Source organism: Stenotrophomonas sp. STEN035 (assembly GCF_056759935.1).
The window spans coordinates 107,540-117,619 of the sequence record NZ_JBRRDY010000003.1 but is presented as its reverse complement, the minus strand read 5'-3'; the positions used below and the strand labels follow the sequence as shown (position 1 = coordinate 117,619).

The following is a 10,080-nucleotide window of genomic DNA, read 5'->3' as shown; positions in this document are numbered from 1 at the left end:
AAAGCGACAAGAGAGGGCGTCAATGAGCATGCACGGCGAATTGGAAAATCTGTGGGTCAGCCTGTCTGAGGAATCCCCTTGCGGTCCGGACCTGGAATACGACGCCGCCTTCATGGCCCTGGAGCGCGCTGCTACAAGCCGCAGCGAGCGTGCCGTAGGCGACAGCGTCATCGCGGCCGAAGCGCCTGATTGGGAGCGGGTTCGCGATCAGGCGCTGGTACTGGCGCAGCGTACGCGTGACCTGCGGGTAGCGATGCACCTGACCAGCGCGTGGACCAGCATGCATGGCTTGGCCGGCTGGGGCGACGGCATTGCGTTGCTGCGCGGCCTGTTGGAGCAGCAGTGGGCTTGGGTCCACCCGCAGCTGGATGCAGAGGATGATGACGATCCAACAGCGCGGGTGAATGCCTTGCTTGGGCTGGCAGATCCACAAGGGGCACTGGGATTGTTGCGCACAGCGCATTTTGTGTGGTCGGCCAGGCTGGGCCGCTTCAGCCTGCGTGACCTGCGTGTGGCAGACGGGAGTATCAAGCTCGCCGAGGGTGGTGATGGTCCTGCCGCGTCGAGGGTGGAGATCGAAGCTTGTTGCCGCGATTGCCAGGAAGATGATCTGGCCGCGACCGCTCAGGTGGTGCAGCGTGCGTTGGAGGATGCACGTGCGATTGATGCGCTGCTCAGTGACCGGTTGGGCCTCGCCGCGCCGGATATGAAACTGCTGTTGGATGACCTGCTGGAGCTGGACAGATTCGTACAGCCGCAGTGGCAGGCCCGTAGCGGGGTCGTGGCCTCCCTTGAAGACGGTCAGCCGAGCGCAGTTGTGGTGGGTATTGCCGGTGGTGCTGCTGTGGCACCGTCGGGGCAGATTTGCGGACCGGAAGACGTACGGCGCCGGATCGATGAAATCTGCGATTTCTATGCGCGGCAGGAGCCTTCCAGCCCGGTACCGTTGTTATTGCGCAGAGCGCAGCGGTTGGTAGGGTGCGACTTCACTACGTTGTTGAAGGATCTGGCGCCGGGCGGTTTCGATGAGTTGCAGCGCGTGGTGGGTCGTGGCGACGATGATTGACTCTTGCCGAGTCTGGCACTGCTGGTGCCGATTTATTTGTTGAAAAACAAGGTATTAGGCGGGATTGCGGTTTGGCGCGGACGGCCCTGAAGGGGAGTTGGCCGAGCTCAGCCCGCTCGGCTGTGATGGAATTGAGGAACCGGCCATGTGCCGGTTCTTTTTTTTCACCTCTCTTTCGGCGCTGGGCAGGCTATCTTTGCCGCGGGTCGCAGGCGACCCATTCATTTGGCGGTGGTTGCCGGCTTGGCGCGATGCGCTTCCGGGGCCGTTGGGTCTTTCAGGAGAGTGAAGTGGCAAATGTAGGGAAGCGGCGTCTGGGCAGTGTAGTGCGTGGCGTCGGTCGGGTTCTGTTGGCGTTCCTGTGTCTGTGCATCGGTATCTGGGGCGGGTTTGCGCTGTGGTACCAGTTCCCCGGCAATGTGGTGGCCAAGATCGTGGCGATCCTGGTTTGGTGCGTGCCCAGCATCTGGGCGATCCGCGCGGGCTTTGGGCCGGTACGGCGCTGGCATTCGCTGGCGGTGTTCGGTGCCTTGTTCGCGGTGATGCTGATCTGGTGGGCGACGATCGACCCGCAGCAGGACCGGGCCTGGGCCGATGACGTGGCGCAGCCGCTGCATGCGCGTATCCAAGGCGACCGCCTGATCATCGACAACGTGCGCAACTTCCATTGGCGGACCGAGACCGACTACGACGTGCGCTGGGAAGCGCGCGAGTACGATCTGTCGCAGGTGCAGTCGGTGGACATGATCCTGTCCTATTGGATGGGGCCGGCGATTGCGCACACGCTGGTGTCCTTCGGTTTTGCCGATGGCCGCCAGCTGGTGTTCTCGCTGGAGATCCGCAAGGAGCAGGGCGAGTCGTTCTCGGCGCTGGGCGGCTTCTTCCGCAAGTTCGAGGCGGTGCTGGTGGCCTCGGACGAGCGCGACATCGTGCTGACGCGTAGCAACGTGCGTGGCGAGGATGTCTATCTGTACCGCCTGCATGGGCTGAGCCCGGACAAGATGCGCGATCTGCTGCGTTTTTACGTGGACCGTGCTCAGCAGCTGGAAAGAAAGCCGCGCTTCTACAACACGCTGACCAGCAACTGCACCACGGTGGTATTTGAGCTGATGCGCCGCATTCAGCCCAACCTGCCGCTGGACTATCGGCTGCTGGCCTCCGGTTATCTGGCCGAGTACGCCGCCGACGTCGGTGGGCTGACCCCGGGCGTGCCGCTGGCGACTCTGCAACAATCGGGGCGTATAACGCTGCGGGCGCGCGAAGCGGGCGATGTGGCTGACTTCTCTTCCCGGATACGCGCAGGCGTACCCGGCATTCCCGCACCAGGAACCAACCCATGAGCCACAACCCGCAGACATGGATACGCCGGCTGTTGCCGGTGGTCGCGGTACTGGCGCTGCTGCTGTCCAGCGGCTGCGCCATGGTGAAGATGAAAGCGGTGAGCAACACCGACTACGTGATGCTCAAGCGCGGCGACATCCTCAGCACCGGCAAGCTCAGTGCCTTGTCGCAGGAGTCGCTGTCGGTCATTGGCTTGACCGAAAGTGATTGCAGCAAGGATCTGCCCACTTGCCGGCAGACAGTCACCACCAACGACGGCCTGCAGTCCGAGCAGCGCCTGTCCACGCTGGCCGAGCTGTGGATGCAGGAAGCTTTGGCGCTTACGCCCAAGGCCAAGGGCAACGAGCCCATCGAGCTGCCGCCGGCCGCCTTGAATGCCTGGCTGGAAACCGCGCGCTATTCCTATCTGTACCTGTTCTTCAGCGGCCGCAGCCCGGCACAGCGCGCCTTGGAAGACCGGCTTACCCAGGTGCGGGATTACTACAACTATGCCACCGAGCAGGCCGCCTCGGTGGTGTTCCAGCGCACCCGCGCGCGCGCATTGGAAGGTGAGGACATCAATCTGCCAGTGCAGGTGGATGACTGGACCATCAGCACGCAGTTCGACGGGCTGAAGCTGGAAGGTGTGCCCAAGCAACTGGTGGCAGCGTCCTCGGTGAGCTTCGCTGGTCTACGCAGCTCGTATCGACGTGATGGTTTTGGTGCCGAGCTGGTAGCGATGATGGAAGCGCCGGTGCTGGCACAGGCGCTGGAAGCAGAGGAGAGCAAGCAGCAGCTGCCGGTCTACAGCGAGATGCCGGCGATCAACGCCACCGCTGTGCTGAACTTCAGTGGCAACACCCTGGAGGAAATACTGGCCACCCGACATGTGCAGTTGCAGGCCTACTCGCCAGATCTCACCAGCATCCAGATGCGTGGCCAGGAAGTGCCGCTTGCCGCCAACTTCACCGCGGCCTATGGCCTGTGGTTGGCGCAGTCGGGGTTTGCCACCGAATCGCTGCGCACCTTGTTTGGCCGTGGCGTTGGCATCCGCGAGCCGCATATCTACCTGATGCAGCCTTACGATCCGAACAAACGCATCATCTTCATGTTGCACGGTCTGGCCAGCAGCCCGGAGGCCTGGGTGAACCTGGCCAACGAGATCATGGGCGATGAGGAGATGCGCGAGCACTACCAGGTGTGGTCGGTGTACTACCCGACCAATGCGCCGATCGCCTTGAACCGTTACACCATCAGCAAGGCCTTCAATAGCACGCTGCGTCACTTCGACCCGAAGGGCACCGCGCCGGCATCGCATGACATGGTGTTCATCGGCCACAGCATGGGTGGCGTGATTGCACGACTGATGCTTAGTGACTCGGGTGAGGTGCTGTGGGACAACACCCGCCAGCGCTACAACCTGCAGGGCGAGCGCTTGGCGCGGGTCGAAGCCAAGCTCGGGCCGGTGCTGCACTTCACCCCGCAGCCGAACGTGGAGCGCGCTATCTTCCTGGCCTCACCGCATAAGGGTACGGATGCAGCGGGCAACCGCCTTGGCCGGTTGATCGGCAGGCTGGTGCGCTTGCCGCTGACGATTCTTGGTGCCTTTGGTGACGCCTTCATGGCGCTGCAGGACCCGGGCGAAGCCGATGGCAAGAAGCCCAAGGAACCGGTGATCACCAACAGCATCGAGAACCTGAAGGCCAGCGATCCCTTCATCGAGGCGTCCTCGGCGCTGCCGATCCAGCCAGGCCTGAAGTACCACTCCATCATCGCCAAGCGCAAAGCCGAGGTGCCGACCCCGCAGTCCGACGATGGGCTGGTGCCGTACTGGAGCGCGCATCTGGATGGCGCGCTGTCGGAGAAGGTGATCGTGTCCGGCCACAGCGTGCAGGAAACACCGGAAGCGGTGCTGGAAGTGCGCCGCATCCTGCGCAAGGACTTGCTGGAAGTGGAAGGCGTGGACGCCGCGCACTGAAACAATTCCGGGGCTGCAGGATGCAGCCCGCGCGCGTTTCCGCTTGCCTTGTCCAATGCTGCCCGGCCTGCGCCAAGCGGCCGAGCTTGCTCAGCCGATGTCGCTCAACTGACGTTGCTCAACCAATTCTGCGCCCGACCACGGTTGTCAATCCGGCCAACAGCAACGTCACTACGAAGCACAGCAGATAGCCGGTGGTTTCATTGCCACCGACCGTTGCGGCGAACAGCGAGCCGGAGATCGCCAGCGTCGAGGCGACGGCGATGCCTTCGCTCAGCTGCAAGGCCGAGCTGTTGGCACCTTGCTCGTGCGGCGCTGACAGCGACAAGGTCAGTACCGACAGGCTGGGGTAGATCAGGCCCATGCCCAGGCCGGTAAGCGCCCAGCCGGCAAGCGCCAGCATCAACGGCACGCCCGGATACAACGTGAGCACGGTGATCAGCAGACCAGCCAGCATCAGCCAGGTGCCGACCTGCAGCATGTGCGTGCGGCGCCAGCCGAAGTGCTGGTGGCCTTGCAGCCATGAGCCGGAGAACCAGCCCAGCGCGCCCAGACTCAGTGCAGCACCGGCCCACAGCGGCGACAGGTCGCGCTCGCGCTGCAGCAGCAGAGGCAGGAAGGCTTCAGCGCCAAAGAACGCCGAGGCGGCAATGCCGCGCAAGGCAATCACGCTGGGCAGGCCACGGCGCAGGAGCAAGCTGCCGCTGGGCAGCAGGTGGCGCGCGCAGAAGATCAGTGCGATCACTGCTGCCGTCATTACCGCCAGCGCCTGCATGCCTTGCAGCTGTCCTCCGACATACAGCAGCAGCGCGGCCAGCGCCGTGCCTATCGCCCAGCGCACCACCGGCCGTTGCTCGACATCGCGGCGGATGCTGGTGTGGGTGCTGCGCAGTGCCGGCAACAGCAGCCATGCCGCCGGCAAGGCCAGCACCGGCACGATGAGGAAGACCCAGCGCCAGCTCAGGTGCTGCACGATCAAGCCGCTCAGACCCGGGCCGATCAGCGAAGGCACCACCCAACCGGCGGAGAAGGCTGCGAACACTTTCGGCCGCAGCGCTTCCGGATAGGTACGCGCCACCAGCACATACAGCGACACGGAGATCGCGCCGATGCCGACGCCCTGCAGCAGGCGGCCGACGATCAATACATCCATGCGCGGTGCCAAACCGGCCAGCAACAGCCCAATCAGGAAGCTGCACAGGCCCAGCCACAACGGCCGCGCCGGACCTTGCTGGTCGCACATGCGGCCGGCCAGGGTCATGCCGATCACGCTGGTGGCCAGGGCGCCGCCGAAGGCCAACGCATACAGGCGCAGCCCGTCCAAGGCCTGCGCCACGCTGGGCATGGCGGCCGCCACGGCCAACGCTTCAAAGGCGATCAGCGAGATCAGCGCGACCATGCCGAAGGTGGTGGCACGGTACTGCGGTGCGAGGATGGAAGTACTTGCTGTTTGGGTTGAGGCGATGCTTTGGGAACTCATGATGCGACGCTGCTGCTTGAGTTGCGGCTGGGGGGCGTGCAGCATCACACCTCAACCATGGTTTAGGTCAAGTGATGTCCACGCGGGAACTGAGTGTAGGTGAAGTGGCCCGGCGCAGCGGTGTTGCGGTGTCGGCATTGCACTTCTATGAGCGCAAGGGACTGATCCACAGCCAGCGCACGGCCGGTAACCAGCGAAGATTCCAGAGTGATGTGCTGCGACGTTTGGCACTGATCCAGGCCGCGCAGCGGGTGGGCATGCCGCTGCAGGCGGTGGCCGAGCGCCTGGCCGAACTGCCGGAAGGGCGCGCGCCCACAAAGGCTGACTGGGCAAGGATGTCGGCGCGCTGGCGCAAGGAGCTGGACGAGCGCATCGCAACGCTGCAGTTCATGCGTGACCAGCTCAGCGATTGCATTGGCTGCGGCTGTCTGTCGTTGAAGCGCTGCGGGCTGCTGAATCCGCAGGATGTGCTGGGGCAGCAAGGCGAAGGTCCACAGCGGGTCGGCTAGGTTTAAATCGCCAGGCGGCTAGCAAGCTGCTGGGTATCCAATGGACACACCAGCAGCGCGTTGCAGCCCGGGCCACAGCGCGTGGCCCGGATGCATCAGATTTCCGCTTCGATCAGCGGCATCGCCAAACGCGAGCGGGTCAACACCATGCCGAGGTTGGCGGTGCGGCGGCAGACGAAGACCATCACGTAATCCGGGTAGCGCTTGCCGCGCATGAAGATGTGGATCAGGTTTTCGCTGTTGACGATGATTTCCTGGAAGTAATGCGCGCCTTCCTGATCTTCCAGACCACGTGCGCGGCGGAACATCTGCTCGATGCTGCGGATGTTCGGGCCCTGGTACAGATCGGCGGTGGCAGCGGCAACCAGATCCAACACTTCGCGCGGATGTGAGTCGACGGTGCGTACCGAGAGCAGCATGCCGGAGCTGATATCAACGTAGCCGGCGGCCAGGCATTCGGGGATGGTGGCGACGGATTGCTGCAGGGTGGTGTCGAGGGACATGGGGGATCCTTGCGGAAGGGGGAGAAAAGGAAAAGCGATGCCCGAAGGCCGCAGTGCGACCCGGCATCACTCAAGGTTTGATCAATCGCAGGCGCGGATCAGCAGGTTCTCTTCCAGCGCATGCAGCAGGTCTTCCTGCTCCTGCGACTGCACGAAACCCGGGTCCAGCGTGCGCAGGCGGCGCAGTGCTTCATCGGCGGTCAGCCCTTCGCGGATCAGCCAGCCCGCCAGCACCAAGCCGGTGCGGCCGAGCCCGGCCAGACAATGCACGGCAACCACTTCGCCTTCGCGCAACATCACCTCGATCTTGGCCAGCAGCAGCTTGGCCCACAGCAGCGGCGGCGCGCCGCGGTCGGCGATGCCCAGGTGATAGCTGCGCAGGCCGTATGGTGCCAGCCGGTCGGCGGACATCTCGCGCTCGGTGAGGTTGACCAGCACGGTTACACCCATGCCGCGCAACAGCGCGAGATCGTGATCGATAGCGAATACCACACCCGGCATCGGACAGCCGGCTAGCTTGCCCGGTACCAGCCAATGGAAGCCGTTTGGGCCGCGCCGTGACGGCGTGGCGGAAAGACGGACCGGTGCTGGTGTAGACACTTGCAGCGGACGAGGAAAGGACGTTTCGGCCGCAGCGTTGACAGGCCGGCTTGGTGTTCTTTCAGCGATGACAACCGGTGCGGGCGCAGCCACACCGTCAGCCAGTTCCTCGGCACGCGCATCCGGCGCCGGCACATGGCAGCTGCCGGTGCGCAGGAACTGCGCCAGCACCGGGTGTTTGCTGCTATTGGCAAAGAAGGCATCTACCGGCGCATCAACCTGCACATGGCCGCCGGCCAGCAGGATCACTCGTGACGCTATACGTCGGGCATGGCCTTGATGGTGCAGGCTGACCAGACAGCAGTGGTTGTCAGACAGGCGTTCAATCAGCTTGAGCACTGCTTCGGCATCTGCAGGCTCCAGCTCGCTGGTGGGCTCGTCGATCAGCAACACCGCGCTGCCGCTGAAGGCGGCGCGCAGGATGGCGACTTGCCGGGCCAGTCCGCGTGGTAGATCGATCACCCTGTGCTGCAGATGTGCGGCCACGGCAGTGGTGCCCAAGGCTTGCAGGCGCGCGTCGATTTCTTCGCGCAATGCCTGCGGCTTGTTGCCCGCTTGCGGGCGCAGCGCGGCGCTGAGGTTTTCCAGCACGCTGAAGCCAAGTTCGCGTGCATGCTGTTGCACCAGTACTGGCGGCTGCGTTGCTGCCTCCAACGGTGCGCCCTGGAACAGCAGCGTGCCCCAGCGCTCGCCATGTGCGTTGCTTTGGCCGGACAGCGCCTGCAGCAATGAAGACTTGCCGGTGCCACCTGGGCCCATCAATACCACGATGCCGGTGCCGCTGATGCTCAGATCAATGCTGGCCAACACGGTGCGTTGGCCACGGCGCATGCCCCAGCCTTGCAGCTGCAGCAACGATGAGGGGGAGTTGTCAGCTGGCAAGGGACATCACTTTGTCCGGCGCAGACTGCATTTCCCAGGCGCGCGCGGAATTGGAAAGGCGGCCAGTATCGTTTGCATCACTTGCATGTCAATTTGACTTTGCGACGTGCACGGGCACAGCACATCAGCAGTGCACGCCGCAATGCGACATCGGTTGTGATGTCATATCGAGTTGATTGGGAAAGGAAATGCGCGCTTTTCCCAGGGCCATTTCAAAGCGAAATGCAGCGCTGAAACAACAAACAAGACGATGCTTATTGTTTCAGCGGGATTCAGAAATTTCGTTCGAAGCGAACGTTTCCCGCACCTGCCTCCGCGCTTATCTGCAGATCCACGCGCAGTTGATCGCGTGGATGCGCGTCGAGTACACCGATCAGGTCGGTATAGGAACCGGTACGCACCGCACGCAAGTCAATCTGTTGGCGCTTGCCGGAAAGATCGGTGGCGATGGCTTGTACCTTGCCTTCGGCTGGCAGTTCTTCGCCCTGTGCCAGTTGTCGCAAGGCGACGACAAGCAGGGCGCGGTTGGCTTCGCGCTGCACCTGGTAGCTGCGGGCTACGGCGTCGTTCATGGCCAGCGTAGGCAGCAGGTTGTAGTGCACGCGCAGCTTGCCGAGATCGGCGTGGCTGGGTTGCGATTGCTGGATGACGGCTGCGCGCGGGGAGGGTTCCGCAGAGCAGGCGGCAAGAGTGAGTAGCAGGGTGGAGGACAGCGTTAGGGCGAACCGGGGCATGGTGGATTGCTCCATTAGCTGTGGTGTTGGTTGTTGGACGGAGACTTCTTTCTGAGGGTTCAGAAGCGACAAGGCTTCGCCTTGCCCCCTCTCCCCAACCCTCTCCCACGAGGGGAGAGGGGCTTGGCACTGCTTGCGAACTGCAGAGTTCTTACTACTCAATCGTTCGCAGCAGACAGCTCCTTGCCACGCTTCGCTGCGGCATCGATGGCCTTCGCGGTCAGCGTTTCAAAGCCGCCGGCCAGGAAGGTTTCGATGGCTGCCTGGGTGGTGCCGCCCGGCGAGGTTACGCGGCGGCGTAGCTCAGCTGGGGCTTCACCGGCTTCGGTCAGCATGCGCGCGGCACCGAGTACGGTATCCAGTACCAGCGTGCGGGCCGCGTCCGCCGGCAGGCCTTGTTCCAGTGCTGCGGCTTCCATCGCCTCGGCGAGCAGGAATACATAGGCCGGGCCGCTGCCGGAGACGGCGGTTACCGCGTCCATCAGCCCTTCGTTCTCGATCCAGACGGTGCGGCCGGCACTGGCCAGTACCTGTTCGGTCTGCGCTCGCTGGGCGGCGGAGACGCGCGGGTTGGCGAACAGGCCGGTGACGCCGGCGCCGAGCAGGGCAGGGGTGTTGGGCATGGCGCGGACGATGGCCTGATTGCCACCCAGCCAGCGTTCCAGCTGCGCAGCGGTGATACCGGCGGCGATCGAGGCGACCACCGGCTGCTGGGCAGCGGCGATCGGGCTCAAGGCTTCGCAGACCGTGCGCATCACCTGCGGTTTGACCGCCATCAGCCACAGTCCGGCATGGCTGGCGGCGTCATTGGCCGCCTCGTAGGTACGTACGCCGAAGTCCTGCGCCAGCGCCTCGCGCAGGGCGGTGACCGGCTCGGCGACATGGATGCGGGGGGCGGCCATGCCGCGCCGCAACAAGCCGGCGATCAGGCTGCGCGCCATGTTGCCGCCGCCGATGAAGGCGACATCAGTGTCGGGAAGGTCTGCGTGCGGGTTGCTGCTCATCAAT

General features: G+C 63.9%; 9 protein-coding genes. 4 read left to right on the top strand and 5 right to left on the bottom strand.

Annotation, left to right across the window (positions count from 1 at the left end; genetic code table 11):
• The first annotated feature begins 22 nt into the window (after positions 1–22).
• The 3 genes from tssA to ACVOLL_RS02675 all read left to right on the top strand — a co-directional run bounded on the left by tssA (position 23) and on the right by ACVOLL_RS02675 (position 4,364).
• Entirely contained in the window at positions 23–1,066 is a 1,044-nt protein-coding gene (gene tssA / locus ACVOLL_RS02685) for a type VI secretion system protein TssA (protein WP_481511464.1), read from the top strand.
• A gap of 326 nt (positions 1,067–1,392) precedes the next feature.
• Positions 1,393–2,406, top strand: a complete 1,014-nt coding sequence (locus ACVOLL_RS02680) for an Lnb N-terminal periplasmic domain-containing protein (RefSeq protein WP_481511521.1) — start codon at positions 1,393–1,395, stop codon at positions 2,404–2,406.
• Positions 2,403–4,364 carry an esterase/lipase family protein gene (locus ACVOLL_RS02675; protein WP_481511463.1) on the top strand — a complete coding sequence of 654 codons (1,962 nt, stop codon included), beginning with the start codon at positions 2,403–2,405 and terminating at the stop codon, positions 4,362–4,364. Before ACVOLL_RS02680 ends, ACVOLL_RS02675 begins: the two co-directional genes overlap by 4 nt.
• Before the next feature lie 118 nt (positions 4,365–4,482).
• On the opposite strand, the gene ACVOLL_RS02670 is transcribed toward ACVOLL_RS02675, so the two are convergent.
• Positions 4,483–5,844 carry an MFS transporter gene (locus tag ACVOLL_RS02670; protein ID WP_481511462.1) on the bottom strand — a complete coding sequence of 454 codons (1,362 nt, stop codon included), beginning with the start codon at positions 5,842–5,844 and terminating at the stop codon, positions 4,483–4,485.
• A 74-nt stretch (positions 5,845–5,918) separates the two neighbouring features.
• Between ACVOLL_RS02670 and soxR the strand changes: the two genes are divergently transcribed.
• Positions 5,919–6,353: a redox-sensitive transcriptional activator SoxR gene (soxR, locus tag ACVOLL_RS02665; RefSeq protein ID WP_481511461.1), complete on the top strand. Its 435-nt coding sequence runs from the start codon at positions 5,919–5,921 to the stop codon at positions 6,351–6,353.
• A gap of 95 nt (positions 6,354–6,448) precedes the next feature.
• Here the strand turns inward: soxR and ACVOLL_RS02660 are convergent, their stop codons facing one another.
• From ACVOLL_RS02660 to proC, 4 genes are all read right to left on the bottom strand, one after another.
• The gene (locus ACVOLL_RS02660) at positions 6,449–6,856 is read right to left on the bottom strand and encodes a hypothetical protein (protein WP_481511460.1); all 408 of its coding nucleotides are present in this window, start codon (positions 6,854–6,856) and stop codon (positions 6,449–6,451) included.
• A gap of 81 nt (positions 6,857–6,937) precedes the next feature.
• Positions 6,938–8,338, bottom strand: coding sequence for a phosphatase domain-containing putative toxin (locus tag ACVOLL_RS02655; RefSeq protein ID WP_481511459.1), 1,401 nt, complete (start codon positions 8,336–8,338; stop codon positions 6,938–6,940).
• A 272-nt stretch (positions 8,339–8,610) separates the two neighbouring features.
• Positions 8,611–9,072 (bottom strand): DUF4426 domain-containing protein, encoded by a 462-nt coding sequence (locus tag ACVOLL_RS02650; RefSeq protein WP_481511458.1) that lies wholly within the window; start codon positions 9,070–9,072, stop codon positions 8,611–8,613.
• 158 nt (positions 9,073–9,230) lie between these two features.
• Positions 9,231–10,076: a pyrroline-5-carboxylate reductase gene (gene proC, locus ACVOLL_RS02645; RefSeq protein ID WP_481511457.1), complete on the bottom strand. Its 846-nt coding sequence runs from the start codon at positions 10,074–10,076 to the stop codon at positions 9,231–9,233.
• Positions 10,077–10,080: the final 4 nt, after the last annotated feature.